Source organism: Allobosea sp. Root381 (genome assembly GCF_001429395.1).
Classification (GTDB): Bacteria; Pseudomonadota; Alphaproteobacteria; order Rhizobiales; family Beijerinckiaceae; genus Allobosea.
Genome location: NZ_LMJT01000004.1, coordinates 47,396 through 72,813, shown reverse-complemented (window position 1 = coordinate 72,813; position 25,418 = coordinate 47,396). Strand labels below are relative to the sequence as shown.

Annotated in this window: 20 protein-coding genes; 9 read left to right on the top strand and 11 right to left on the bottom strand. The window is 68.3% G+C overall.

Translation table 11 applies throughout. The annotated features are described in order from the left end of the window. The first annotated feature begins 35 nt into the window (after positions 1 to 35). From lpxA to lpxB, 3 genes are read left to right on the top strand one after another with little or no spacing between them, the layout of a single operon-like run. Entirely contained in the window at positions 36 to 845 is an 810-nt protein-coding gene (lpxA, locus tag ASE63_RS05725) for an acyl-ACP--UDP-N-acetylglucosamine O-acyltransferase (RefSeq protein WP_056797882.1), read from the top strand. Next, complete coding sequence (lpxI, locus tag ASE63_RS05720) at positions 842 to 1,708, top strand: UDP-2,3-diacylglucosamine diphosphatase LpxI (RefSeq protein WP_056797881.1); 867 nt, start codon at positions 842 to 844, stop codon at positions 1,706 to 1,708. The genes lpxA and lpxI overlap by 4 nt, the downstream gene beginning before the upstream one ends. Further along, the gene (gene lpxB, locus ASE63_RS05715) at positions 1,705 to 2,880 is read left to right on the top strand and encodes a lipid-A-disaccharide synthase (protein ID WP_056797877.1); all 1,176 of its coding nucleotides are present in this window, start codon (positions 1,705 to 1,707) and stop codon (positions 2,878 to 2,880) included. The genes lpxI and lpxB overlap by 4 nt, the downstream gene beginning before the upstream one ends. Positions 2,881 to 2,907: 27 nt before the next feature. Here the strand turns inward: lpxB and ASE63_RS05710 are convergent, their stop codons facing one another. From ASE63_RS05710 to gltX, 3 genes are all read right to left on the bottom strand, one after another. Beyond that, positions 2,908 to 3,843, bottom strand: a complete 936-nt coding sequence (locus ASE63_RS05710) for a tripartite tricarboxylate transporter substrate binding protein (RefSeq protein ID WP_244491301.1) — start codon at positions 3,841 to 3,843, stop codon at positions 2,908 to 2,910. A 198-nt stretch (positions 3,844 to 4,041) separates the two neighbouring features. Continuing rightward, entirely contained in the window at positions 4,042 to 5,331 is a 1,290-nt protein-coding gene (gltA, locus tag ASE63_RS05705; protein ID WP_056797872.1) for a citrate synthase, read from the bottom strand. 276 nt (positions 5,332 to 5,607) lie between these two features. Beyond that, entirely contained in the window at positions 5,608 to 7,026 is a 1,419-nt protein-coding gene (gene gltX / locus ASE63_RS05700) for a glutamate--tRNA ligase (protein ID WP_056797870.1), read from the bottom strand. Between the two features lie 178 nt (positions 7,027 to 7,204). On the opposite strand from gltX, the gene ASE63_RS05695 reads away from it, so the two are divergent. Beyond that, positions 7,205 to 9,466 carry a ComEC/Rec2 family competence protein gene (locus ASE63_RS05695; protein WP_056797867.1) on the top strand — a complete coding sequence of 754 codons (2,262 nt, stop codon included), beginning with the start codon at positions 7,205 to 7,207 and terminating at the stop codon, positions 9,464 to 9,466. Here ASE63_RS05695 and lexA read toward each other — a convergent pair. The 8 genes from lexA to ASE63_RS05655 all read right to left on the bottom strand — a co-directional run bounded on the left by lexA (position 9,460) and on the right by ASE63_RS05655 (position 16,520). Next, positions 9,460 to 10,161 carry a transcriptional repressor LexA gene (gene lexA, locus ASE63_RS05690; RefSeq protein ID WP_056797865.1) on the bottom strand — a complete coding sequence of 234 codons (702 nt, stop codon included), beginning with the start codon at positions 10,159 to 10,161 and terminating at the stop codon, positions 9,460 to 9,462. The two genes, ASE63_RS05695 and lexA, sit on opposite strands and share 7 nt — an antisense overlap. Positions 10,162 to 10,288: 127 nt before the next feature. Continuing rightward, positions 10,289 to 11,500 carry a gephyrin-like molybdotransferase Glp gene (gene glp / locus ASE63_RS05685; RefSeq protein WP_056797861.1) on the bottom strand — a complete coding sequence of 404 codons (1,212 nt, stop codon included), beginning with the start codon at positions 11,498 to 11,500 and terminating at the stop codon, positions 10,289 to 10,291. Then, complete coding sequence (moaC, locus tag ASE63_RS05680) at positions 11,500 to 11,997, bottom strand: cyclic pyranopterin monophosphate synthase MoaC (RefSeq protein ID WP_056797857.1); 498 nt, start codon at positions 11,995 to 11,997, stop codon at positions 11,500 to 11,502. The genes glp and moaC overlap by 1 nt, the downstream gene beginning before the upstream one ends. Beyond that, positions 11,994 to 12,803, bottom strand: a complete 810-nt coding sequence (gene trpC, locus ASE63_RS05675) for an indole-3-glycerol phosphate synthase TrpC (RefSeq protein WP_056797854.1) — start codon at positions 12,801 to 12,803, stop codon at positions 11,994 to 11,996. Before trpC ends, moaC begins: the two co-directional genes overlap by 4 nt. A 7-nt stretch (positions 12,804 to 12,810) precedes the next feature. After that, a complete protein-coding gene (trpD, locus tag ASE63_RS05670) occupies positions 12,811 to 13,824 on the bottom strand; it encodes an anthranilate phosphoribosyltransferase (protein WP_056797852.1) in 1,014 nt (337 codons plus the stop codon). 69 nt (positions 13,825 to 13,893) lie between these two features. Beyond that, a complete protein-coding gene (locus tag ASE63_RS05665) occupies positions 13,894 to 14,511 on the bottom strand; it encodes an aminodeoxychorismate/anthranilate synthase component II (RefSeq protein WP_056797849.1) in 618 nt (205 codons plus the stop codon). A 112-nt stretch (positions 14,512 to 14,623) separates the two neighbouring features. Further along, a complete protein-coding gene (locus ASE63_RS05660; RefSeq protein WP_056797846.1) occupies positions 14,624 to 16,135 on the bottom strand; it encodes an ATP-binding protein in 1,512 nt (503 codons plus the stop codon). A 160-nt stretch (positions 16,136 to 16,295) separates the two neighbouring features. After that, entirely contained in the window at positions 16,296 to 16,520 is a 225-nt protein-coding gene (locus tag ASE63_RS05655) for a YARHG domain-containing protein (RefSeq protein ID WP_244491300.1), read from the bottom strand. A 198-nt stretch (positions 16,521 to 16,718) separates the two neighbouring features. On the opposite strand from ASE63_RS05655, the gene ASE63_RS05650 reads away from it, so the two are divergent. From ASE63_RS05650 to ASE63_RS05630, 5 genes are all read left to right on the top strand, one after another. Further along, complete coding sequence (locus tag ASE63_RS05650; protein ID WP_056797843.1) at positions 16,719 to 17,381, top strand: ceramidase domain-containing protein; 663 nt, start codon at positions 16,719 to 16,721, stop codon at positions 17,379 to 17,381. Between the two features lie 108 nt (positions 17,382 to 17,489). Beyond that, complete coding sequence (locus tag ASE63_RS05645; RefSeq protein ID WP_056797840.1) at positions 17,490 to 19,235, top strand: ABC transporter ATP-binding protein; 1,746 nt, start codon at positions 17,490 to 17,492, stop codon at positions 19,233 to 19,235. Between the two features lie 112 nt (positions 19,236 to 19,347). After that, positions 19,348 to 20,214: a hypothetical protein gene (locus ASE63_RS05640; protein ID WP_082609691.1), complete on the top strand. Its 867-nt coding sequence runs from the start codon at positions 19,348 to 19,350 to the stop codon at positions 20,212 to 20,214. Next, positions 20,120 to 21,664 (top strand): DNA polymerase Y family protein, encoded by a 1,545-nt coding sequence (locus ASE63_RS05635; protein WP_082609690.1) that lies wholly within the window; start codon positions 20,120 to 20,122, stop codon positions 21,662 to 21,664. The genes ASE63_RS05640 and ASE63_RS05635 overlap by 95 nt, the downstream gene beginning before the upstream one ends. Beyond that, the gene (locus tag ASE63_RS05630) at positions 21,661 to 25,317 is read left to right on the top strand and encodes an error-prone DNA polymerase (RefSeq protein ID WP_056797837.1); all 3,657 of its coding nucleotides are present in this window, start codon (positions 21,661 to 21,663) and stop codon (positions 25,315 to 25,317) included. The genes ASE63_RS05635 and ASE63_RS05630 overlap by 4 nt, the downstream gene beginning before the upstream one ends. Positions 25,318 to 25,418: the final 101 nt, after the last annotated feature.

Here is a 25,418-nt window from a genome sequence, read left to right as displayed (position 1 = left end):
AAGACCACGTCGGCCCTTTCCGAGAGAGTTCCCCGATGAGTTCCAGCATTCACCCCATGTCGGTCGTCGATCCGGCCGCGCGCATCGGCGAGGGCGTCAGGATCGGGCCCTTCTGCACCGTCGGCCCGGAGGTGGTGCTCGATGAAGGCGTCGAGCTCCTCAGCCATGTCGCGGTGGCCGGGCGGACCACGGTCGGCGCGCGCACGAAGGTCTATCCCTTCGCCTCGATCGGGCACCCGCCGCAGGATCTCAAATATCACGGCGAGCCATCGACCCTGACGATCGGCAGCGATTGCACGATCCGCGAAGGCGTCACCATGAATCCCGGCACCGAGGGCGGCGGGATGGAGACGACGATCGGCAATCGCGGCCTGTTCCTGGCCGGTTCCCATGTCGGCCACGATTCCCGCATCGGCGACAACGTCATCTTCTCCAACAATGTGATGTGCGCCGGCCATGTCACGGTCGGAAACTTCGTCATCGTCAGCGGCGGCGCGGGCCTGCAGCAGTTCATCCGCATTGGCGATCACGCCTTCATCGGCGGTGGCGCAGGCGTGCTGAACGACGTCATCCCCTTCGGCATGGTGCGAGACAATCCGGCTCATCTCGCCGGGCTCAATCTCGTCGGGCTGAAGCGCCGCGGCTTCTCGCGCGAGCAGATCAACGAGCTGCGGCGCGCCTATCGCCTGATCTTCGCCGATGAGGGAACGCTGTCGGAGCGCGTCGAGGATGTCGCGGCCGAGTTCGCCGCCCACCCGCTGATCCACGAAATCCTCGATTTCATCCGCGTCGGCGGCGAGCGCGCGATCGTCATCCCGCGCGACGTCAACGCGCCCGATCGGTGAGAGCCGCAGGGCCAGTCTCGCCTGCGCTGCGCGGCCCTCTCGCGATCATCGCGGGAGCCGGCGATTTCCCGCCGCAGCTTGCGGGCCTCGCAGCCGATGGCGGGAGGCAGGTCTTCGTCGCCGCGCTTGAGGGCGCGGCTGACCCCGCCGCCTTCGGCGCTCTCGATCTGCGCAGCTACCGCCTCGGCCAGCTCGGACGCCTCCTGGAGGAGCTGCGCCGGCGCGAGATCACCGATCTTGTTCTGATCGGCAGCCTGCCGCGGCCGAGCTTCGCCGCGCTGCGTCCCGAGGCATCGACGCTGAAATACCTGCCGCATTTTGCCAAGGCCTTCCGCGGCGGCGACGACCATTTGCTGCGCGGCGTCGTCGCGTTCTTCGAGGGCCAGGGTTTTGCCGTCCACGGCCCGGCCGAGATCGCACCGCGCATCACGGCTCCTGCCGGGGCTCTCGGTCGCAAGGCGGCCTCGGCGGCCCAGAAGGACATTATTGCCGAGGGCTTCCGGCTCCTGGCCGCGCTCTCGCCCTTCGACGTCGGCCAGTCGGCTATCCTGGCCGACCATCGGGTGATCGCGATCGAGGCGGCCGAGGGCACGGACGCGATGATCCGCCGCGTCGGCGATCTGGTCGCCTCCGGGCGGCTGCGGATCGCCAAGGGCGACGGCGTCCTGGTCAAGGCGCCGAAGGAGGATCAGGATCTGCGGGTGGACATGCCCGCGATCGGCCCGGAGACCCTGCGCAACGTCGCGGCCGCCGGTTTGTCGGGGATCGGCTTGCGGGCCGGACGCGTCCTGATCGGCGATGCAGCTTCGCTCGGCACGCTGGCGGACAAGGCCGGCCTCTTCGTCGAAGGCGTCGCGCCGTGAGCCCGCCCTTTCGCCTCGCGCTGGTGGCGGGCGAGGCCTCGGGCGACGCGCTCGCGCTGCGTTTCCTCGAAAGCCTCCGGCAGCGCCTCGACGATCGGGAACTGGTCGTCACAGGCGTGGGCGGCGAGGCGCTGATAGACGTGGGCATGGTGCCGCTCTTTCCGCAGGCCGATATTGCGGTGATGGGCTTCGGCCCGGTGATCGCGCGGCTGCCGCTGCTGCTGCGCCGCATGGAGGATGCTGCCCGCGGCATTGCTGCCTTCGAACCCGACCTTCTCCTGACGATCGACGCTCCCGATTTCTGCCTGCGCGTGGCAAAGAAGGTCCGCGCCCGCGCGCCCGCCATCCCGATCGCCCACTGGGTCTGCCCGAGCGTCTGGGCCTGGCGCTCCGGTCGCGCCAGGCGGATGACCCCCCATATCGATCGCATCCTCGCGTTGCTGCCCTTCGAGCCTGCCGCGCTGGAGCGCCTGCATGGGCCGAAGACGATCTATGTCGGCCATCCGCTGATCGAGCGCCTGTCCGAGCTCCGGCCCGGAGGCAACGAGGAGGTGGCGGCGCGCGCGGACATTGTGGCGCCGCTGGTGCTCATCCTGCCCGGCAGCCGGCGTTCGGAAATCCGCCATCTCATGCCTGTCTTCGGCGAGGCAGTCGCCCGCATCGCGGCCGCAAGTCCCGGCGTTCGCTTCGTGCTGCCGGCGGTTGCGCATCTGCGCGAGGAGATCGGCCAAGCGGCGTCGGCCTGGGCAATCCGCCCGGAGATCGTCCTCGGCGAAGCCGAAAAACTCGCGGCGATCCGCTCGGCACGCGCAGCACTGGCGGCGTCGGGAACGGTCACGCTCGAACTGGCCTTGGCCCAGGTGCCGACGGTCGCGGCCTATCGCGGCGCCGGCTGGGAAGCCGCGATCGCTCGCCGTCTGATCAAGCTTCCGAGCGTGATTCTGCCCAATCTGATCCTTGGCCGCAGTGTCGTGCCGGAATTCATCCAGGACGACGTCACGCCCGAGGCGTTGAGCCGGCATATCCTCGCGGCCCTGGACGAAGGGCCGGATCGCGACGGGCAGCTCGAGGGCTTCGCCGAGGTCGAGACGATCATGCGCTCCGCCGGGCCGAGCCCCGCCGCCAACGCGGTCGAGGCCGCGCTGGCGTTGCTCGCGGGCGAGCCGGCATAGCCGGCCGGCCCGCGAACGGCGACCGCCTCACTCCACCACGGCGCCCGAGGCCTTGGCGATCGGCGCCCATTTGGCGAGCTCGACCTTGACATGCTCGCCCAGCGCCTCCGGCGTCGAGCCGACGATCACCGCGCTGACATCTTCGAGCCGCTTCTTCACGGTCTCGTCCTTGAGTGCGTCGTTGGCCGCCTTGTTCAGCTTGGCGACGATGTCCGCCGGCATCTTGGCCGGGCCGAACAGAGCGTTCCAGGTATAGGTCTCGTAGCCTTCGAGCCCGCCCTCGGCGATCGTCGGCAGATCAGGGAAGGATGGCACCCGGTCCTTGGTGGTGATGCCGATCGCGCGCAGCTGGCCGCTGCGGATGAACTGTGCGGAGGAGGGCAGGTTGTCGAACATGATCGGCACGGCACCCGACACCACATCGTTCAGCGCCGGGCCCGCGCCGCGATACGGCACATGGTTCATCTCGACCTTGCCGAGCGACTTGAACAGCTCGCCCGAGAGATGCAGCGGCGTGCCGACGCCGGACGAGGCGTAGGAGTACTTGCCCGGATTGGCCTTCAGCACCTCGAGCACCTCCTTGACCGTCTTGGCCGGGAAGCTCGGATTCACGACCATGACGTTCGGGACCAGCGCCAGCAGTGAGATCGGCGTGAAGTCCTTCACCGCGTCGAACGTCACGTTTTTGAGGATCGCCGGGTTGAGCGCATGGGTCGAGATCGTGCCCATCAGGATGGTGTAGCCATCGGGGGTCGCGCGTGCGACCGCAGTCGAGCCGACATTGCCGCCGGCTCCGCCACGGTTCTCGATCACGACCGACTGCCCGAGCAGTTCGCTCATCTTCTGGCCGACGAGGCGGGCGACGATGTCGGTCGAGCCGCCGGCGGCGAAGGGAACGATCATGGTGACGGGGCGGGTCGGGAAGGCGGCCTGAGCCTGGGACTGGCCACCGGCCAGTGTCAGCGCAGCCGCGCCGCCTGCAAGGAAATGACGACGATTGAGATCGTGGAACTGCGACACGCTTCTTCCTCCCTGAATTGGTGGCGGAGTTTAGCGTGGCCGGCCGTGGCGTCACCACCGCCAATCGTATAAATCGTTCGAAACAAAGAGGGCGCGACGGCAAGCCATCGCGCCCCTTTCATTGAGCCGATACAGTCGCGCTCAGCGCCGGCCGATCGGGGTGTAGTCGCGCGACGCGGCGCCGGTATAGAGCTGGCGCGGACGGCCGATGCGCTGGGACGGATCCTCGATCATCTCCTTCCACTGCGCGATCCAGCCGACGGTGCGGGCCAGCGCGAACAGGGCGGTGAACATCGAGGTCGGGAAGCCCATCGCCTTGAGCGTGATGCCCGAATAGAAATCGATGTTCGGATAGAGCTTCTTCTCGATGAAATAGCTGTCCGAGAGGGCGATGCGCTCGAGCTCGATCGCGACATCGAGCAGCGGATCGTCCTTGATGCCGAGCTCGTTCAGCACCTCATGCGTGGTCTTCTGCATGATCTTGGCGCGCGGATCGTAGTTCTTGTAGACGCGATGCCCGAAGCCCATCAAGCGGAAGGGATCGTTCTTGTCCTTCGCCTTGGCGATGTATTTCGGGATGTTGTCGACGGAGCCGATCTCCTCGAGCATCTTAAGCGCCGCCTCGTTGGCGCCGCCATGGGCGGGCCCCCAGAGGCAGGCCGTACCGGCAGCGATGCAGGCGAACGGATTGGCGCCCGACGAGCCGGCAAGGCGCACCGTCGAGGTCGAGGCGTTCTGCTCATGGTCGGCGTGGAGGATGAAGATCCGGTCCAGCGCGCGTGCGAGCACCGGGTTGACCTTGTACTCCTCGGCCGGAACCGCGAAGCACATCCGCAGGAAGTTCGAGGTGTAGTCGAGCGAGTTCAGCGGATACACGAAGGGCTGGCCGACCGTGTATTTGAAGGCCATCGCCGCCAGCGTCGGCATCTTCGCGATCATGCGCATCGAGGCGACCATGCGCTGATGCGGGTCCGAGATGTCGGTCGAGTCATGGTAGAAGGCCGACATCGCGCCGATCGACCCGACCATGACCGCCATCGGATGCGCGTCGCGGCGGAAGCCCTGGAAGAAGCGGGCCATCTGCTCGTGCACCATGGTGTGGCGCGTCACGCGATAGTCGAAATCGGCCTTCTGCGCGGCGGTCGGCAGTTCGCCTTCCAGCAGCAGGTAGCAGGTCTCGAGGAAGTCGCCATGCTCGGCGAGCTGCTCGATCGGGTAGCCGCGATAGAGCAGGACGCCCTCGTCGCCGTCGATATAGGTGATCTTCGACTCGCAGCTCGCCGTCGAGGTGAAGCCGGGGTCATAGGTGAACATGCCCGTCTGGGCGTAGAGCTTGCCGATGTCGATGACGGACGGGCCGATCGAACCCGTCTTGATCGCCATGTCGACGGTCTTGCCGTCGACCTGAAGCTGGCTGCTGGTTCCGCTCATCGATACCGATCCTTTCAAGGCTCGCTGCTTTCAGGCGTCGTCGCGCTCGTCCCGTCCACGGTTGTCCACGAGGCCTCTCCGACTTCAGAACAAACCGGCACGACAACGTCGTGTCGGTTCCGGGGCGGGCAGGGTGGAAGAGCGGTTCATCCGTCTGATTTTCAAGCAATATTGCGTCCGTGCCGGCGGAAGCCGGCGCGGGCCACACGCCGCGTCACTAGACCATTTGCCAAAGCTGTTCAACCGAGCCGAAGGGCGGGAGGTGCAGCTTGCCGCTCAGCCCTGGTCGGCGAGCCGCGCCAGGGTCTCCTCGCGGCCGAGCACGGCCATCACGTCGAACAGCCCCGGCGACATCGCCCGCCCCGTCAGGGCGGCCCGCAGCGGCTGCGCCGCCTGTCCGAGCTTCAGCCCGTTGGCCTCGGCATAGCCGCGCACGGCCGCCTCCAGAACCGCGACGGACCAGTCGTTGACGGCGCCGAGCGCCTCCGAAAGCCCCGTCAGCCGTTGCTTCGCGGCCGGATCGAGCAGGCCTTGTGCCTTGGCGTCGAGCTGGAGGGGGCGTGCCGCATAAAGGTAGTAGGCGCTCTCGAGCAGCTCGACCAAGGTCTTCGCACGCTCCTTCAGCCCCGGCATGGCGGCGAGGAATTTCGCCTCGAGCTCTGGCGACAATGTCGCAGGTGCCCCGCGCGCCGGACCGATCTCGGGCAGGATCACCTTCAGCGCTTCGAGCAGGTCGCGATCCAGCGACTGGCGCATGTAGAGCCCGTTCAGGCTCTCCAGCTTGGCGTAGTCGAAGCGGGCCGGCGAACGCCCGATCGAGGACAGGTTGAACAGCGCGATCATCTCCTCGGTCGAGAAGATCTCCTGGTCGCCATGGCTCCAGCCGAGGCGGAGCAGGTAGTTGCGCAGGGCGACCGGCAGGTAGCCCATCGAGCGATAGGCATCGACGCCGAGCGCGCCATGGCGCTTCGAGAGCTTGGCGCCGTCGGCACCGTGGATCAGCGGGATATGCGACATGCTGGGCACCTTCCAGCCCATCGCCTGGTAGATCTGCGTCTGCCGCGCGGCATTGGTCAGATGGTCGTCGCCGCGGATCACATGGGTCACGCCCATGTCATGGTCGTCGACCACGACGGCGAGCATATAAGTCGGATTGCCGTCCGAACGCAGCAGCACGAGATCGTCGAGGTTCTCGTTCTGCCAGACGACGCGGCCCTGGACCTCGTCCTCGACAACGGTCTCGCCGGTCTGGGGCGCGCGCAGCCGGATGACCGGCTTCACCCCCGCCGGCGCCGTCGCCGGATCGCGATCGCGCCAGCGCCCGTCATAGCGTAGCGGCCGGCCCTCGGCCTTGGCCTTCTCGCGCATCTCGTCGAGCTCGGCGGGCGTGGCGTAGCAATGATAGGCGGTGCCGGCGGCGAGCATTTGGTTGGCGACCTCCCGGTGCCGCTCGGCGCGCGCGAACTGGTAGACCGTGTCGCCGTCCCAATCGAGGCCGAGCCATGACAGCCCGTCGAGGATCGCGGCGATGGCGGCATCCGTCGAGCGTTCGCGATCCGTGTCCTCGATGCGCAGAAGCATCTTGCCGCCGTGCCGGCGCGCATAGAGCCAGTTGAACAGGGCTGTGCGCGCGCCGCCGATATGCAGGAAGCCGGTGGGCGAGGGCGCAAAGCGCGTGACGACGGCGTCGCTCATGAAGCAAAGCTCCGGCCGGGCGTATTGGGAGCCCGAAACGAGATGGGAAAGGAAAATCGCGGACCGAAAGCAGGTTCGCGCCGAAGGCGACATGACATCCGGCGCGGCCCCTGTAACATGCTCCGGCCGCCTGCGTTAAGGGCAACATCGCAGCCGGCAGGGGATGGGGGAACGGCCGATGCCGTCTGCGCCGCGAGGGCAGGGGGGCTTAGCTGGCGCGCGCGGTGCGCGGGCCAGCATCCTGCCGGCGCGGCTGCCGGCCTTTGCGTCGCGCCCGCCCGTCCTCGGCCTTGCCCTGTCAGAATCACGTCGCCGAGCGCTCAACGCACTGACGCTGGAGGCAGAACGCCGCCGGCTCTTCCTCTGGCTGCCGGCGATGATGGGGGCCGGTATCCTCCTCTATTTCGCTGCCGACCGCGAGCCGGCGCTCTGGGCTCCGCTGATCGGCCTCGCGCTCGCCGCGGCGGCTGCGCTCGGCCTTCGACAGCGACGCCTCGCGCCGCTCGTCTGTCTTGCCGTCGCCGCCGCCTTCGCCGGCTTCGCGGCTGCGGCCTGGCGCACTGCATCCGTTGCGGCGCCGATGCTCGACCGGCCACGCATTGGCCAGTTGACCGGCTTCGTCGAAACGGTCGAGGCGCGGGATGCTGGGGCCCGGCTCGTCATTCTGGTGACGGGGATTGCCGGCCTGGAGCCCGAGCGCTGGCCGAAGCGCGTTCGCGTCAATATCCGCGGCGGCTCGGTGTCTCCCGGCGACCACATCGCCGCCGTGGCGCGGCTGCTGCCGCCGCCCGGCCCGGCGCGACCCGGCGGCTACGATTTCGGCCGCGACGCCTTCTTCCGCGGGCTCGGCGCCGTCGGCAACATTCCTGGCAAGATCGTGCTGGCGCCGCCGCCGCGCCCGCCACCGGCCGAACTGCGGCTGGCCGCGACCATCGACCAGGCCCGCAACGCCCTGACGCAGCGCATCGCCGAAAGCGGCGGAGGGCAGGCCGGCGCGATGGCCGCAGCCCTCGTCACCGGCAAGCGCGGCCTCATCACCGAAACGACCAATACCGACCTGCGCGCGGCCGGCATCTACCACATCGTCTCGATCTCGGGCCTGCACATGGTGCTCGCCGCCGGCACGATCTTCTGGCTGGTCCGGGCGCTGCTGGCGCTGTCGCGGACCCTCGCCCTGCGCTGGCCAATCAAGAAGATCGCGGCGGTTGCGGCGATGATCGGCGCGACCGCCTATTGCCTGTTCTCGGGCAGCGAGGTTGCGACCGTGCGCTCGCTCATCATGACGCTCGTCATGCTCGGTGCGATCCTCGTCGACCGGCCGGCGCTGAGCATGCGCAACCTCGCTCTGGCTGCGATCATCGTCCTGCTGCGCGAGCCCGAGGCCCTGCTCGGCCCGAGCTTCCAGATGTCGTTCGGGGCGGTGGCGGCGCTGATCGCCTTCGCGGAGCGCTGGGAGAGCCGCGACCGCTCCCGGCCGCCGCCGGTCCTGCCCTGGCCGCTTCGTCCGCTCTGGATCGCAGGGATCGGCATCGTCGTCACCACGCTGCTGGCGACGGCTGCGACTGCGCCCTTCGGCGCCTATCATTTCCAGACCTTCAACCCGTTCGGCCTACTCGGCAACGCGCTGGCGCTCCCCTTCGTCTCGCTTTTCGTCATGCCGGCGGCGGTCTTCGGCGTGCTCGCCTATCCGTTCGGGCTGGACTGGCCGGCCTGGTGGCTGATGGGTGCGGCCTCCGAAATCGTTCTGAAGCTCGCGCATTGGGTCGCGACGCTGGATCACTCGACGGTGGTGGTCGCAGCCTTCGGCCCGGCCGCGCTCGCCTGCTTCGCCGCGGCGCTGCTCTGGATTACGCTCTGGACGACGAAGCTGCGTTTCCTCGCGATCCTGCCGCTGATGGCTGGCGTCGCCGTCGCCGCCAAGCCTGAAAAGCCCGAGGTCCTGATCGAGCGCGACGGTTCAGGCATAGCCGTGCGCGGCAAGGACGGCACCCTGATCGTTGCCGGGCGGCCGAGTCGCTTCGTGCTGCAGCAATGGCTCACCGCCGATGGCGATGGCCGCAACCCGGATGACGCGGCGCTTCGCCATGGCGCGGCCTGCGATGCGCAGGGCTGCGTGCTCACGACCAAGCAGGGGCGCAGCGTCGCTTATGCCCGCGATCGCCTCGCCATCATCGAGGATTGCCGTCGCGCCGACCTCGTCGTCACGTCGATACCCTGGACGGCGCCCTGCAAGGCGATGCTGATCGACCGCATGGCGCTCATCCGCGACGGCGCGACCTCACTCATCCGTCGCGGAGGCGGTTGGCGCAGTTTGGCTGCCGAGCAGAGCGGCAGCGATCGGCCCTGGAACCGCAAGCTAGACGCGGTGCCGGCAACGCCGGCCAGACCTGCGACCCAGCCGACCGCCGACGATCCGGCGGAAGCCGAGCGGCTTCAGTAGCGCCGCATCAGGTTGACGAGACGGCCCTGGATCTTGACCCGGTCCGGGCCGAGTACCCGTGTCTCATAGGCGGGATTGGCTGCCTCCAGCGCGATCGAGGAGCCGCGCTTGCGCAGCCGCTTGAGGGTCGCTTCCTCGTCGTCGATCAGGGCCACGATGATGTCGCCGGTATTGGCGGTGTCCTGCCTGCGGATGACGACGGTGTCACCGTCCAGGATGCCGGCCTCGACCATCGAATCGCCGCGGACCTCGAGCGCGTAGTGCTCGCCAGATCCCAGCATGTCGGCGGGCAGGGCGACGCTGTGGCTGCGGCTCTGGATGGCCGAGATCGGTGTACCGGCCGCGATCCGGCCCATGACCGGGATCGCGACGGTGCCGCGCGCATCCTCGGGAACGGCCTCGACGGGCTTCGGCTTGGCCAGCCCGCCTTGGACCACCGAGGGGTTGAACCGCCCGCGCGCCGCCGGCTGGCCGCCGGTATTCTCGGGAAACTTGATGATCTCAAGCGCGCGCGCCCGGTTCGGCAGGCGCCGGATGAAGCCACGCTCCTCGAGCGCCATGATCAGGCGGTGGATACCGGACTTGGAGCGCAGGTCGAGCGCATCCTTCATCTCGTCGAAGGAGGGGGGAACGCCGGTCTCGCGCAGGCGTTCCTGGATGAAGCGAAGCAGTTCGAACTGTTTGCGTGTCAGCATGATCCCCGCCGGCGCCGGATAGCGCAGATTCGAAACAAATCACGAACACCCTACACGTTCGTGTTGTGTTCCGCAAGCCGGGGCTCGCGCAAGGTCAGAACGCCACGATCGAAACGGCTGCGCTTCGTCAGCGCAGCCGGATGATGCGGCAGGGATCGCCCTTCTTAGCCGGCTCGGCGAAAGCCGGGCGGATCGCCAGCGTTTGGGCGCGCGCCAGCAGGCCGAGCATCGACGAGTCCTGGCGGTCGAACGGCGTCGCTTCCAAGCCCGCGGCGGTCAAGGCAAGGTCGGAGCGCAGATAGTCTTCGCGCTCGTCGTTAGCCGGCATATCACGACCGAGGATGCCCGGCTCGCTGCGGTCGCGCTCTGGCGCAGGCATGCCGAGCAGGGCCTCGATCAGCGGCACGACGAAGAGATGGCCGCAGACGATGGACGAGACCGGATTGCCGGGCAGGCCGACCGCGACCATGCGGCCGAGCCGGCCCATCATCATCGGCTTGCCCGGTCGCATCGCGATCTTCCAGAAGCCGAGCGTCATGCCTTGGCGGGTGAGGGCTTCCTGGACGAGGTCATGTGCCCCGACCGAGGCGCCGCCGAGGGTTACGAGCACATCGGCGCCGGCGGCCTTGGCCTGCTCGATCCGCGCGGCGAGATCGGGATGATTGTCGCGCGCGATGCCGAGATCGAGCACCATGCCGCCAGCCTGCTCGACCAGCGCCGCGAGCGAAAAACTGTTCGAGGCGACGATCTGGTCCGGCCCTACCGTCTCTCCCGGTAGGACGAGTTCGTCGCCGGTGGCGAGGATCGCGACGAGCGGCTTGCGGCGCACGGGCAGAACCGGATGCCCCGCCGCTGCGGCAAGGCCAAGCGCCGCGCTGTCGAGCCGGCGGCCGGCGCGCAGCAGCACGTCGCCCTGCGCGAAGTCGAGCCCGGCCGAGCGGATGAACTTGCCCTTCGGCGCGCCCTCGCGCACGCGGATCGAGGCCGAGCCGACGCCGTCGGCATTCTCCTGGATCAGGATGGTGTCGGCGCCCTCGGGGATCGGCGCGCCGGTGAAGATCCGCACGGCCTGACCCGGCCCAATCGCGCCCGCAAAGGAACGCCCCGCGGCGGATTCGCCGATCACGTGCAATTCGCTGCCCGGCGCGAGATCCTCGGCGCGCACGGCATAGCCGTCCATCGCGGAATTGGCGAAGGGCGGCTGCGTCCGCAGCGCCGCGACATCCGCCGCCAGCACGCGCCAGGCGCATTGGGCGAGCGGCAGTGACTCGGCTTCGGTCGTGGCGGGAACGCTGTCCAGCAGCGCCTTGAGTGCGACCGGAACCGGAGTCAGGGCCATCAGGTGGTCTCCGCCTCGGAGGTCTCGGCCTCGAACGTGCCGGATTTGCCGCCGGATTTATGGACGAGCCGGATGTTCTCGATCCGCATGGCGCGATCGGCCGCCTTGACCATGTCGTAGACGGTCAGGCAGGCGACGCTGACGGCGGTCAGCGCCTCCATCTCGACGCCGGTCTGGCCCTTCATCTTGACCTCGGCGCGTACGCGCACGCCGGGCAGGGCCTCGTCCAGTTGGAGATCGACTGCGACCTTGCTGATCAGCAGCGGGTGGCAGAGCGGAATCAGCTCATGGGTGCGCTTGGCGGCCATGATGCCGGCGAGCCGCGCCGTGCCGAGCACGTCCCCCTTCTTCGCATCGCCGTCGCGCACGATCGCCAGCGTCTGCGGCTGCATCACGACGCAGCCTTCGGCGATCGCGATGCGCGAGGTCTCGGCCTTGTCGCCGACATCGACCATATGGGCCTGCCCGCGCGCGTCGAGATGGCTGAGCTTGCTCACGCGACGGCCTCGGCTTCGCCTTCTAGGAGATCGCGCGTCGCCTTGGCCACGTCCGCCTGCCGCATCAGGCTCTCGCCGACGAGGAAGGTCTCGACGCGGACACGGTTCAAGCGGGTGACGTCGTCATGGGTGAAGATGCCGCTCTCGCCGACGATGATCCGGTCCGCGGGAATGCGCGGAGCGAGACGCTCCGTCACCGCGAGATCGACATGGAAGCTGCGCAGGTCGCGGTTGTTGATGCCGACCAGCCGGCTCTTAAGGGCGAGCGCGCGGTCGAGCTCGGCCTCGTCATGGACCTCGACGAGTACGTCCATGCCGAGACCCATGGCGGTTTCCTCCAGATCGCGCGCGGTCGCGTCATCGACGCCGGCCATGATGATCAGGATGCAGTCGGCGCCCCAGGCCCGCGCCTCGTAGACCTGATAGGGTTCGTAGAGGAAGTCCTTGCGCAGCGCCGGCAGGCCGGAGGCGTCGCGTGCCTGCATCAGGAATTCGGGCTTGCCCTGGAAGGACGGCCCATCGGTCAGCACCGAGAGGCAGGCGGCGCCGCCCTGCGCATAGGCGCGGGCCAGTGCCGGCGGGTCGAAATCCGCGCGGATCAGGCCTTTGGACGGGCTCGCCTTCTTGATCTCGGCGATCAGGGCCGGCTTGCCCGCTTCATGCCTGGCAGCCAACGCAGCGGCAAAGCCGCGCACCGGATCGGCGGCCTGCGCCCGGCGCTCGATCTCGGCCTGCGGGACGGCTGCCTTCGCGGCGGCGATCTCCTGGCGCTTATAGGCCTCGATCTTCGCGAGAATGTCGGTCACGGCCGCCTCACGTGTTCGAGCTGGCGACGAGGGCTGCCAGCTTGGCCTTGGCCTTGCCGGAATCGAGCGCTTCGGTCGCGCGGGCGAAGCCGTCGCGCAGGTCGCCGGCCTGGCCGGCGACGAGAAGCGCGGCTGCCGCGTTGAACAAGGCGATGTCGCGGAAGGCCGTCTTCTCGCCAGCGAGCACGGCGCTCAGCGCCGCTGCGTTCTGCGCCGGCTCCCCGCCACGCAAATCCTCCGGCTTGGCGCGGGCCAACCCGACATCCTCGGGATTGATCGTGAAGCTCTCGATCTTGCCGTTCTCCAGCGAGAAGATCCGCGTCGGCCCGGTGGTGGTGATCTCGTCGAGGCCGTCCGAGCCATGCGCTGCCCAGATCCGGGTCGAGCCCAGCGTCTGCAGCACGCGCACCATCGGCTCGAGCCAGGTCTCGGAGAAGGCGCCGATCAGCTGGCGTTTGACGCCGGCCGGGTTCGAGAGCGGGCCGAGCAGGTTGAAGATCGTCCGGGTGCCGAGCTCGACGCGCACCGGCGCGACATGGCGCATCGAGGCATGATGCGTCGGCGCGAACATGAAGCAGAGTCCGGCCTGCGCGAGGCAGCGCTCGGTCGCGGCCGGATCGAGCCCCACCTTGACGCCGAGCGCCATCAGCACGTCGGCCGTGCCGGTCTTGGAAGAGGCGGCGCGGTTGCCATGCTTGGCGACCGGCACGCCGCAGGCGGCGGTGACGATCGAGGCCAGCGTCGAGACGTTGTAGGAGCCGGAGGAATCGCCGCCGGTGCCGACGATGTCGATCGCGTCGGTCGGGGCCTGCACCGTCAGCATCTTGCCGCGCATCGCGCCGACCGCGCCGGTGATCTCCTCGACCGTCTCGCCCCGCACGCGCAGCGCCATCAGGAAGGCGGCGGATTGCGCATTGGTGACGCCGCCCGAGAGGATCGTGTCAAAGGCGTCGCGGGCTTCCTCCCGCGACAGGGAGGCGCCGGTCGCGACCTTGGCGATGAAGGGCTTGAAATCGTCCATGGGATCTCTGCGTGGATTGCGACCTAGCGGGGTCGAAAAGAAGAAGTGGCTCGAGCGGGCGTCTCGCGGTCAGACGGCGCCGGCCAGGGCCGCGCCGCCGTGTTCGCGCTGCCATCGCTCGGCGATGTCGAGAAAGTTCCGCAGGATCGTCGCGCCGTGCTCGGAGGCGATGCTTTCGGGATGGAACTGCACGCCATGCACCGGCAGGCTGCGATGCGACAAGGCCATTATCAGCCCGTCGCCGGACTCCGCTTCGATCTCGAGATCGGCAGGGCAGGTCTCGCGGGCCACGACCAGCGAGTGGTAGCGCGTCGCCTGCAGCGGCCCGTTGATGCCGCGGAACAGCCCGCGGGCCTTGTGCTGGATCGCCGAGACCTTGCCGTGCATCGGCAAAGGGGCGCGAACGACGTCGCCGCCAAAAGCTTGACCGATCGATTGCAGCCCCAGGCAGACGCCGAAGATCGGCTTCCGGCCGGCGCCCTCGCGCACGAGATCGAGGCAGATGCCGGCTTCGTTCGGGGTGCATGGGCCGGGCGAAAGCACGATCGCGTCATGCTCGTCGTCGAGCGCTTCCGCGACCGTCAGCGCATCGTTACGGCGCACATCGACCTCGGCCCCGAGCCCACCGATGAGGTGGACGAGGTTCCAGGTGAAGCTGTCGTAGTTGTCGATCAGCAGGATGCGCATGGCCAGCCCGTGGATTTCGGGCTCCGGTCATGCACGGTCCGGGGCCGGCTGGTCAAGTTCGCGGCGGCTTCGAGATGTTGTGCGGCGCAGCGGTCGTCACGCGGCTGGCCCCTCAACCCCGCGCGCCGCGGGGCATGCCGGCGGTGCGGACGCTGCCCTGGCCGGGCGCCGTCTCGATGCCGAGCGTCGGCAAAGCGAGCGTACGCTGGCCGCGAAAATCGACATGGCAGACCAGGAGCCCGCGTTCCTCGATATAGGCGAGGAGCCGCCGGGCGCGGCTGGGCGAATGTGTGCCATAGACCGAGGCGAGTTCGGCATCGCCGGGGCAGGGTGCGCCTTCCATTGCCGCGCGGGCGATGAACAGGAAGAGCCCGTGCAGATCGTCCGGCAGGGCGAGCGAGGCCTCGACAGCTGCCTGCCAGGTCTCGGATTCGAGGAGCTCGTCGCTTGCGCCGGCCTTGGCCACCGCGAGCCGGCGGCGGAACTCGTCGAGGCTGAGATGGGTGCGGCCGAGGCGCCGCATACGGCAGCGCACGGTGAAGTCCTGATAGAGCACGGCGACCTGCCGCGAGCGGGCCTCGGGGTCGGCCATCAGCTCGCGCAGGATCTCGGTCATGATCGCCTCGCGTTCGGTCGGCTCCATGGCGACCTCCGGCTCGGGCTCCGGCATCGAGGCAGGGCGGTAAGCCTCGATCTGGCGCATCGTGTCATGCACCGGCGGTCGCGGGCGAGGCGCCGGGCGCACCGGTCGGCTCAGCGGAACGGGCTCGTCGGCGCCGGCTGTGAAGATCAGCTTGCCGGCCTCTTCCGGTGCCTGCTCGGGCAGGGGCATCAGCCCGGGCGCGCCGCCGCGGTCGGTCGAGGACACCGAGCCGATCCTGAGCGGCAGCGGCCGCTTCGAGAGGGCCGGCCCCAGCGCCACGAACTGCCCGCGCTCGAGGTCGCGGAACATCTCGGCCTGGCGCCGGTCCATGCCAAGCAGGTCGGCCGCGCGCGCCATGTCGATGTCGAGGAAGGTGCGGCCCATCAGGAAGTTCGAGGCCTCGGCCGCGACGTTCTTGGCGAGCTTGGCGAGGCGCTGGGTCGCGATCACGCCGGCAAGGCCGCGCTTGCGGCCGCGGCACATCAGGTTGGTCATGGCGCCGAGCGACAGCCGGCGCGCCTCGTCGGAGACCTCGCCCGCCATCACCGGCGCGAAGAGCTGAGCCTCGTCGACGACGATCAGCATCGGAAACCACTGGCTGCGGTCGACGTCGAACAGCCCGCCGAGGAAGGCCGCCGTGGCGCGAAGCTGCTCGTCGGCTTCGAGATTCTCCAGGTTGAGCACGACCGAGACGCGATGCTGGCGCACCCGCAGCGCGACACGCTGCAGCTCGGCCTCGCCGCATTCGGCATCGACGACGACATGACCGAACTGGTCGGCCAGCGAGACGAAATCACCCTCCGGGTCGATCACGGCCTGCTGCACGAGCGGCGCGCTCTGTTCGAGCAGACGCCGCAGCAGATGCGACTTGCCCGAGCCGGAATTGCCCTGCACCAGCAAGCGCGTCGCCAGCAACTCGGCGAGGTCGAGAAGCGCGGGTTCGCCGCTCCCGCTCAAGCCCATGTCGATGGCCGTCGTCATGCCGTGCTCGTATGGCTCCGTGAGGATGTCTTCAAGGTGGTCCGGCTTCCCGTGCGTGCCGGATCGGCGTTCGGACGGCTCGCGACCGGCGCTTCTAGCACGGCGCCTCGCCATTGCGTCCGAGTCGAAAGCGTGCGTCCACAGCTAACGGGGCGGCGTTTCAGCGCGGGCAGCGGCGCGCGCGCTCCTCGCGCTGGATGTCGGCAATGGTGCGGCGCTGGCTGTTCGACAGCGGCAGGTCCTCGGCATTGTCGTATTGGCAGCCGGCATTGCCGAAGGCGCTGATGCCGCGCTGCGTCCGGAAGCAGTAGCCCTGCGCCTTGTAGATCTCGTTGCGGGCATACCACAGGTCGTCGCAGGTCTCGGCCCGCGCAGCTGTGGGCATCGCGGCGATGCCGTATAGCAGCAGCCCGAAGGCCAGGCTCATCGTCACCGCTCGCCGCATGGTCATTATCCGCTGTTCCAGTCCCGGTCGGCGGCAATCTGCGCGAACCCAGGGTGCCCGGCAAGCCGCTTCCGGAGCGACGCCGCATGCGTCGCACGAGCGTCGTCCGATGTTGATAACCAGGCGCAGAGGGAGCTGATGATGCGGGCCTACGGCTACTGCGAACGGTTGAGCGACGCTTTCTGGGCCGACCCCTGGAACGCGGTGACCAACGGCGCATTTCTGGTGGCCGCATGCGCCGCGCTGCTGCTCTGGCGCCGAGCGGGCGGGCGCGACTGCCCGGCGCTGGTCCTGATCCTGTTCGTCTTCGCGATCGGCATCGGCTCCTTCCTGTTCCACGCCGCGCCGCAGCCCTGGACGCTCGCCGCCGATGTCGTGCCGATCCAGCTTTTCGCCTTTTCCTATTTCGCGCTGGCGCTTGCGCGCTTCCTTGGGCTCAGGCCGCTGGCGACCAGTCTCGGCACGCTTGCGTTCGTCGGGGTGGCGTTTTCGATTTCATGGGGAATCGCGCCCTTGCTGCCGCCGGGGCTGCGAGGCTCGACAGGCTATGCCGCCTTCCTGCTTGCGCTCGCCGGCATGGCCATCGTGCTGCGATGGCGGCCGGATGGCATGGAAACCGCGCGACTCCTCGGTCTGGCAGGGCTCGCCTTCGCCTTATCCCTGACCTTCCGAACGCTCGACGGCCCGCTCTGCGGGAGCATTCCGCTTGGCACGCACTGGCTTTGGCATCTCTTGAACGCGACCGTCCTGTATCTGCTGCTGAGGGCAGCGATCAGATGGAGGCCGACCGCTTCGGCGTGATCGCCACCATCGCGGCGAGGCAGGGCGGTTTGGCTCCAGCGGGGATGTCATGGCCGAGTCGCACCAGCGTGCCGATGCATCTTACCGGCGATCTGCTATGAGCCCGCCATGCTGAAAGAGTTCTTCGCCTATTACCGCCCGCACCGGGCTCTCTTCATGGTCGATTTCGGCTGCGCGGTGCTGTCGGGCCTTCTCGAGCTCGGCTTCCCGATGGCGGTGAAGGCCTTCGTCGACCTGCTGCTGCCGCGCGGCGACTGGCCGATGATCATGCTCGCGGGAGCCGCCCTGCTAGCGATCTACGCGCTCAACTCCGGCCTGATGGCGATCGTCACCTATTGGGGGCACCGGCTCGGCATCAATATCGAGACGGAGATGCGCAAGCGCGCCTTCGACCATCTCCAGAAGCTCTCCTTCCGCTTCTACGACGAGCAGAAGACCGGCCATCTCGTTGCGCGCGTCACCAAGGATCTCGAGGAGATCGGCGAGGTCGCCCATCATGGCCCGGAAGACCTCTTCATCGCGGTGATGACCTTCATCGGCGCCTTCCTGCTGATGCTGAGCGTGCATCCGCAGCTCGCCCTCATCACGGCGGCGATCGTGCCGCTCGCCGGCTTCATCGTGGCGCGTTACGGCGCCCGCATGACCCGCAACTGGCAGGCGCAATATGGTCGCGTCGGTGCCTTCAATGCGCGGCTGGAGGAGAATATCGGCGGCATGCGCGTGGTTCAGGCCTTCGGCAACGAGGCCCATGAGCGCAGGCTGTTCGCCGGCGACAATCAGCGCTACCGCACGACCAAGCTCGATGCCTATCGCATCATGGCTGCGAGCCAGGCGCTGAATTATCTCGGCATGCGGCTCGTTCAGCTGGCAGTGATGCTGGCCGGCACCTGGTATGTCGTGCAGGGGAGCCTGACCGTCGGCGGCTTCGTCGGTTTCCTGCTGCTGGTCGGCGTCTTCTACCGGCCGCTCGACAAGATCGCGAGCGTCATCGAGACCTATCCGAAAGGCATCGCCGGCTTCCAGCGCTACCGGGAATTGCTGGCGACCGAGCCCGACATCGCCGACGCGGCCGATGCGGTCGAGGCGCCCGTGCTGAAGGGCGATATCCGTTTCGAGGAGGTTGGTTTCGGTTATGCTGCGGGCCGGCCCGTGCTCGCCGGCATCGACCTTTCGATCGCGGCGGGGGAGACGGTCGCCTTCGTCGGCCCATCGGGTGCCGGCAAGACCACGCTGCTGTCGCTGCTGCCACGCTTCTACGAGGTCGATTCCGGCCGCATCGTCGTCGATGGCCACGACATCCGGGCGCTGACGCTTACCTCGCTGCGGCGCCAGATCGGCATCGTCCAGCAGGACGTCTTCCTCTTCGCCGGCACCATCCGCGAGAACATCGCCTATGGCCGGCTCGACGCCACCGAGGAGGAGATCACGGAAGCCGCGCGCCGCGCCCGGCTGGAGACGATGATCGCGGACCTGCCGGATGGGCTCGACACGCTGATCGGCGAGCGCGGCGTCAAGCTCTCGGGCGGTCAGAAGCAACGCCTCGCTATTGCCCGCATCTTCCTGAAGAATCCGCCGATCCTGATCCTCGACGAGGCGACCTCGGCCCTCGACACGGAAACGGAAGCCGCGATCCAGCAATCCCTGACCGAGCTCGCGGAGGGGCGCACCACGCTGGTCATCGCCCATCGCCTCGCCACGATCCGCCATGCCGACCGCATCGTCGTGGTGACGCAGGCCGGCATCGCCGAACAGGGTCGGCACGAGGATCTGGTGCAGGCGGGCGGACCCTACCAGGCGCTCCATGAGGCGCAGGTCGCGCCGCTGCGGCTGGCAATGGGCATCGCCGCGGAATAGGCGCCCGCGGCGCGCTGGGCGTCGCTCCTGACGATTCTCTGAAAGAGGTGACTCGCCTTCCTGCCGGGTTCGTCCTACAAAAGAACAAATAAAGAACATTTGCCCCATGGGAATGCGATCGAACTCTCTCGCCCTGAACGATCTCCGCCGTCAGCTCGAGGAGGCGGCCCTGCGCACCGTGCCGGCCGCTGTCGGGCAGGTGAGCTTCGGCGCGCCCGGTCTCGACGCTGCGCTGGGCGGCGGCATCGCGCGGGCCGCCCTGCACGAGGTCTATGCGCCGGCCACCGCCGATCTCGCGGCTGCGACGGGTTTCGCGGTCGGGCTCGCCATCCGGGCAGCCGGGATGCGGCCGATCCTCTGGGTCCGGCAGGATGTGGTCGATGCCGAGACCGGCCGGCTGCATCCGCCGGGCCTGACCGAGCTCGGCCTCGATCCGGGGCGGGTCCTGCTGGTGCGCGCACGTGATGCGGTGGGCGTGTTGAGGGCGGGCTCCGAGGCGGCGCGTTGCCCGGCGCTGGGCGCGGTGCTGATCGAGCCCTGGGGCGAGCCGCGCTGCCTCGACCTGACCGCCAGCCGCCGCCTTTCGCTGGCGGCGGAGGGCTCGGGTGCGACGACGCTGCTGCTGCGTGCCTCAGTGTCGCCTCCGCCCAGCGCGGCCCGGACCCGCTGGCTGGTCTCGGCCCTGCCGTCCCAGGCGCTGGAGGCGAATGCGCCGGGTGACCCGGTTTTCGGCATCCGATTGCTGCGCCACCGAAGCGGCGTGGCGGAAGGCGAGTGGAGTGTGGAGTGGAGCCGTGACCGACAATCTTTCCAGGAACATGCGGTCCGAAACCATCGGGCCGGCGCAACCGGCGGCCAGGACGATCGACACCGGGCCGACCCCGATGCCGCGCCGCTATCTCGCACTCTGGTTCCCTTTCCTGCCGACAGACCGGCTGCGGCGGGAGGGGAGGAACCCGGCATCAGGCGGGCCGGTTGAGGCGCCGCTGGTCGTCGTCGCGACCCAGCGCAATGCGCTGCGGATCGTCGATTGCGATCAGCGCGCGGTCGCGCTGGGCCTGACGCGCGATCTGACGCTGGCCGATGCGCGTGCACGGATTCCGTCCCTGCTCGCCGTAGAGGCCGAGCCGGAGGCCGACCGGCACTTCCTTGAGAGGCTGGCGGCCTTCTGCGACCGCTTCACGCCGCTGGTCGCGCTCGATCCGCCTTACGGCCTGATGCTCGACATCACCGGCTGCGCCCACCTCTTCGGTGGCGAGGCGGCGCTGCAGGCCGCGATCGGCCGCTGGATGCGCAAGGGAGGCCTCGATTTCCGCGCCGCCATCGCCGGGACGCCTGAAGCCGCGCATGCGCTGTCGCGCTTCTGCGGTGGCGGGATCGTGCCCGCGGGCGCGGACGAGGCCATGCTGCGGCCCTTGCCGATCGCGGCGCTGGAGCTTTCGGCCGAGACCGTGATCGCCCTGTCGCGGGCCGGGTTGAGGACCATTGCCGATCTGGCCGAGCGTCCCTCCACCACCCTGTCCGCCCGCTTCGGCGAGGATCTGGCGGTGAAGTTGCGGCGCACGCTGGGCCGGGAAGATGCGCGCATCACGCCCCTGCGCCCGCCGCCGGCCTGCGTCGTCGAGCGCCATTTCGCCGAGCCCATGCTCGACAGCGAGGGACTGGAAGCGGTGGTCGCACGGCTGATCGCGGAGGCCGCGCGCGTGCTCGAACTGCGTGGCGAGGGCGGTCGCGCCTTCGAGGTCAGCTTTTTTCGCAGCGACGGCGCGGTCCGGCGGCTCATTGTCGAAACCGGGCGGCCCTCGCGCGATGCAGCCGCGATCCTGCGGCTCTGGCGCGAGCGCATCGACACGCTGGCCGATCCGCTCGATCCGGGCTTCGGCTTCGATGCGGTGCGGCTCGCCGTCCCGGTCTTCGAACCGCTGGACACCCATCAGCCCAGCCTCGATGGGCGCGCCGTTGAGGACGAGGCGGTGGCCGATCTCGTCGACCGGCTGGTCGCCCGCTTCGGCCGCGACAGGGTCCTGCGCTTCGTCGCGCAGGATACCCACCACCCCGTACGCGAGGCAAAGGCCTTGTCGGCCGCGCTGCCGGCTTCGACCGCCGCCTGGCCGGCGCCGGAACCGCATGAACCGCCGGCACGTCCGCTCCAGCTCTTCGAACCGCCCCAGCCTGTCGAGGCCATCGCGGAGGTGCCGGACGGCCCGCCGATCCGCTTCCGCTGGCGGCGCATCACCCATGACGTGGCCCGCGCCGAGGGGCCGGAGCGGATCGCGCCCGAATGGTGGCGCGACGGCTCCTCCGAGCCGATGCGCGACTATTATCGCGTCGAGGATGCGCAAGGCCGCCGCTTTTGGCTGTTCCGCATCGGCTTCTACGAGCCCGAACAGGCGCCGCCGCGCTGGTTCCTGCATGGGCTCTTCGCATGATTCAAGATGCCAGCCATTTTTCCGAACTCGTTGCCGCAACGAACTTTTCCTTCCTGCGCGGCGCTTCGCCCGGCCCCAATCTGGTGTTGACGGCGCTGCTGCTCGGCCATGCCGGCATCGGCATCGCCGACCGCAACACGGTGGCCGGCGTCGTGCGCGCCTGGAGCGCGCTCAGGCAGTTGCGGGAGGACGGTCAGCCGGTTCCCGAGAAGATCAGGGAAGGCGGCAGCCCCGGCGAATATATCTGGGTCGAAAACCCGGCTTTCGCCGAACTGCCGCTCACCCGCGAGCATATGCAGGGCATGGCGCAGGCCTTCAGGCTTGCCACCGGTGCCCGCCTCGTTTTCGCCGACGGCACGCCCGACATCGTCGTCTACCCGGCCAATCGCGCGGGCTGGGGGCGGCTCTGCCGGCTGCTCAGCCATGGCAATCGCAAAGAGGGGGTGAAGAAGGGTGAATGCCGTCTCGTCCTGGAAGATCTGCTCGCGGATGCGCGCGACCTCCTGCTGATCCTGATGCCGGGCCGTAGCCTCGATGGCTTACCGGTGCTTCTCGCCCGGCTCGACGAGGCCGCCGCCGGCGCGATCTGGCTCGGGGCCACGATGCACCGGCGGGGCGACGATCGCCGCCGTCTTTCACGCCTGAAGGCGATCGCGGCCGCGACCCGCACCCCGCTGCTGGCGACCAACGACGTGCTTTACGACTCGGCCCAGCAACGCGACCTGCAGGACGTGCTGACCTGCATCCGCGAGAGCGTTTCCATCGAGCGGGCTGGGTGCCTGCTTGAGGCCAATGCCGAACGCCATCTCAAGACGGCGCAGGAGATGGCGAGGCTTTTTCGGGATGCGCCCGAGGCGGTCGCGGAAACAGCGCATCTCATGAGCCGCATCGAGTTCGACCTCGGCCAGCTCGAATATGAGTATCCCGACGAACCCGTTCCGCCCGGCTGGAGCGATCAAGCCTGGCTCGAGGAACTGGTCCGCAAATGCGGTGAGATTCGCTACCCGGACGGCGTGCCGCCGAAAGTCCAGGGTCTGCTGAGGAAGGAACTCGACCTGATCGCGAGGCTGAAATACGCCCGCTACTTCCTCACCATCCGCCAGATCGTCGAATTCGCGGAAAGCAAGGGCATTCTCTGCCAGGGCCGCGGCTCGGCCGCGAATTCCGCCGTCTGCTATGTGCTCGGCATCACCGCCGTCGACCCGGCCGAGAGCGATGTGCTGTTCGAGCGCTTTCTCTCCACCGAGCGCAAGGAGCCCCCCGATATCGACGTCGATTTTGAGCATGAGCGCCGCGAGGAGGTGATCCAGTGGATCTACAAGACCTATGGCCGCGAGCGCGCCGGCATTGCCGCGACCGTGATCCGCTACCGCCCGCGCAGCGCCATCCGCGATGTCGGCAAGGCGCTGGGGCTGACCGAGGACGTCACCGCCCGCATCGCCGATACGCAATGGGGCAGCTGGGGCACTGAGATCGGCGACGACCGCGTCCGCCAGGCCGGGCTAGATCCGAAAAATCCGACCATCCGCCGCGCCGTCGATTTCGCCATGAGGCTCCTCGGCTATCCGCGCCATCTCTCGCAGCATGTCGGCGGCTTCGTGCTGGCGCGCGGCCGCCTCGACGAGACGGTGCCGATCGGCAATGCCGCGATGGCGGACCGTACCTTCATCGAATGGGACAAGGACGACATCGACGCCTTGCGGCTGATGAAGGTCGATGTGCTGGCGCTCGGCATGCTGACCTGCATCCGCAAGGCCTTCGAGTTGGTGAAGGCGGAGGGTGGCCCCGAACTGACGCTCGACATCAAGGACGGCGACGGGGAGACCTACGACATGCTCTGCGAGGGCAAGTCGCTCGGCGTCTTCCAGGTCGAGAGCCGGGCACAGATGAACATGTTGCCGCGGCTGAAGCCGAAAAAGCTCTACGACCTCGTCATCCAGGTCGCCATCGTTCGTCCCGGGCCGATCCAGGGCAACATGGTGCATCCCTATCTGCGGCGGCGGGCGGGGATCGAGAAGGTGAGCTATCCCTCGCCGGCGCCAGAGCATGGCAAGGCCGATGAGCTCTACGAAGTGCTGAACAAGACGCTCGGCGTACCGCTCTTTCAAGAGCAGGCGATGCGTCTCGCCATGGTGGCGGCCAAATTCACCGACCCCGAAGCCAATGGCCTGCGCAAGGCCATGGCGACCTTCCGCAATGTCGGCACGATCCACCATTTCGAGGAGTTAATGGTCGGGCGCATGGTGGGGCGCGGCTATGAACGCGATTTCGCCCAGCGCTGCTTCGACCAGATCAAGGGCTTTGGCAGCTACGGTTTCCCGGAAAGCCATGCCGCCTCCTTCGCCAAGCTGGTCTATGTCTCCTCCTTTATGAAAAGGCACTATCCGGCCGCCTTCGCTTGCGCGCTGCTGAACTCACAGCCCATGGGCTTCTATGCGCCGGCCCAGATCGTGCGCGAGGCGCAGGAGAACGGCGGCGTCGAGCCACGCGTGATCGACGTCAATTTCAGCTTCTGGGACAATGGATTGGAGCGCGTCGATCACCTTGAAGAAAAAGGCGCCGTCACCCCGGACGCAGCGAAGCGGAGCTCCGGGGTCCATTCCGGAGCGCTTATCGGAGAGGTTCCGGAATGGATCCCGGGTCTCCCTGCGGTCGCCCGGGATGACCGGGGAGGTTCTTTCGGAGCCCACTGCCCTCATACTGAGGAGCCGCGCAGCGGCGTCTCGAAGGATGCTTCAATGGTCTCGGAAGCCGTCGGGAGCATCCTTCGAGGCGCGCTTCCTGCGGAAGCGCTCCTCAGGATGAGAGCTGAGAGGGGAATAAGGCAGACATCACCCTTTGCGCTGCGCCTAGGCTTCCGCCAGATCGATGGTTTCGCCGAGGATTGGGGGCTCGCTATCGAGCGCAACCGCAAGGACGGCTACCACGGCGTCGAGGAACTCATGCGCCGTGCGCGGCTGCCGGCGCGGGCCATGCGCCTCCTCGCCGATGCCGATGCCTTCCGCTCGCTCGGCCTCGATCGCCGCGAGGCGCTCTGGGCGGTGCGGCGCCTGCCTTCGGATGAGTCGCTGCCGCTTTTCGAGGTCGCCGCGGCGCGCGAGCTCGGCGCCGAGCCGGAAGCCGCCTTGCCGAGAATGCGGCTCGCCGAACACGTCGTCGCCGACTACCAGACGGCTCGACTTTCCCTGAAGGGGCACCCGATGCAGCTACTCCGGCCGGGTTTCCGCAGCGAGGGCATCCTGAGCAGCGTCGAGGTCGAGGCTCGGCCGGACGCAAGCTGGGTGCGCGCCGCCGGCATCGTGCTGGTGCGCCAGCGCCCCGGGAACGGCAAGGCGATCTTCGTCACGCTGGAAGACGAGACCGGCATCGTGAATGTCGTGATGTGGGCGCGGCTGTTCGAGCGCTTCCGCCGCGAGGTCATGGCTGCGCGGCTGATGCTGATCGAGGGCAGGGTGCAGAAGAGCCCCGAAGGCGTGGTGCATCTGATGACGCAGCGCGTCGTCGATCGCTCGGCCGATCTGCTCGCGCTGTCGGACACCCATCGCGCTGAGGTCCCGCTGACGCGGGCGGACGAGTTCAAGCATCCGCAGTATCCGCGCCACCGCCATCCGCGCGACGTTCGAATCCTGCCGAAATCACGCGATTTCCACTGAGATGCCGCGCCGCGATCTCGGCTGGGCCTGGAATGGCCAGACAGCCGTTTCCTCGAAGGCATCGAGTCGCTATCAGGGCAAGAGGTGCGCCGCGCATGCGA